The 1,607-nt window shown below is 52.9% G+C and carries 1 rRNA gene; it reads left to right on the top strand.

Going from position 1 to position 1,607, the window contains the following annotated elements:
* Positions 1-2 precede the first annotated feature (2 nt).
* Positions 3-1,557, top strand: a 16S ribosomal RNA gene (locus tag AB4507_RS09250).
* Positions 1,558-1,607: the final 50 nt, after the last annotated feature.

Below are 1,607 nucleotides of genomic sequence, written 5' to 3' on the forward strand. Positions count from 1 at the left end.
TTAAATTGAAGAGTTTGATCATGGCTCAGATTGAACGCTGGCGGCAGGCCTAACACATGCAAGTCGAGCGGAAACGACACTAACAATCCTTCGGGTGCGTTAATGGGCGTCGAGCGGCGGACGGGTGAGTAATGCCTAGGAAATTGCCTTGATGTGGGGGATAACCATTGGAAACGATGGCTAATACCGCATAATGCCTACGGGCCAAAGAGGGGGACCTTCGGGCCTCTCGCGTCAAGATATGCCTAGGTGGGATTAGCTAGTTGGTGAGGTAATGGCTCACCAAGGCGACGATCCCTAGCTGGTCTGAGAGGATGATCAGCCACACTGGAACTGAGACACGGTCCAGACTCCTACGGGAGGCAGCAGTGGGGAATATTGCACAATGGGCGAAAGCCTGATGCAGCCATGCCGCGTGTATGAAGAAGGCCTTCGGGTTGTAAAGTACTTTCAGTTGTGAGGAAGGGGGTAGTGTTAATAGCGCTATCTCTTGACGTTAGCAACAGAAGAAGCACCGGCTAACTCCGTGCCAGCAGCCGCGGTAATACGGAGGGTGCGAGCGTTAATCGGAATTACTGGGCGTAAAGCGCATGCAGGTGGTTCATTAAGTCAGATGTGAAAGCCCGGGGCTCAACCTCGGAACTGCATTTGAAACTGGTGAACTAGAGTACTGTAGAGGGGGGTAGAATTTCAGGTGTAGCGGTGAAATGCGTAGAGATCTGAAGGAATACCAGTGGCGAAGGCGGCCCCCTGGACAGATACTGACACTCAGATGCGAAAGCGTGGGGAGCAAACAGGATTAGATACCCTGGTAGTCCACGCCGTAAACGATGTCTACTTGGAGGTTGTGGCCTTGAGCCGTGGCTTTCGGAGCTAACGCGTTAAGTAGACCGCCTGGGGAGTACGGTCGCAAGATTAAAACTCAAATGAATTGACGGGGGCCCGCACAAGCGGTGGAGCATGTGGTTTAATTCGATGCAACGCGAAGAACCTTACCTACTCTTGACATCCAGAGAAGCCAGCGGAGACGCAGGTGTGCCTTCGGGAACTCTGAGACAGGTGCTGCATGGCTGTCGTCAGCTCGTGTTGTGAAATGTTGGGTTAAGTCCCGCAACGAGCGCAACCCTTATCCTTGTTTGCCAGCGAGTAATGTCGGGAACTCCAGGGAGACTGCCGGTGATAAACCGGAGGAAGGTGGGGACGACGTCAAGTCATCATGGCCCTTACGAGTAGGGCTACACACGTGCTACAATGGCGCATACAGAGGGCAGCAAGCTAGCGATAGTGAGCGAATCCCAAAAAGTGCGTCGTAGTCCGGATTGGAGTCTGCAACTCGACTCCATGAAGTCGGAATCGCTAGTAATCGTGAATCAGAATGTCACGGTGAATACGTTCCCGGGCCTTGTACACACCGCCCGTCACACCATGGGAGTGGGCTGCAAAAGAAGTGGGTAGTTTAACCTTTCGGGGAGGACGCTCACCACTTTGTGGTTCATGACTGGGGTGAAGTCGTAACAAGGTAGCCCTAGGGGAACCTGGGGCTGGATCACCTCCTTATACGAAGATATACACGATGAGTACCCACACAGATTGATTAGGTTTAGAAA

The sequence above is a fragment of the Vibrio sp. 10N.222.54.A3 genome, from assembly GCF_041474095.1.
Classification (GTDB): Bacteria; Pseudomonadota; Gammaproteobacteria; order Enterobacterales; family Vibrionaceae; genus Vibrio; species Vibrio crassostreae_C.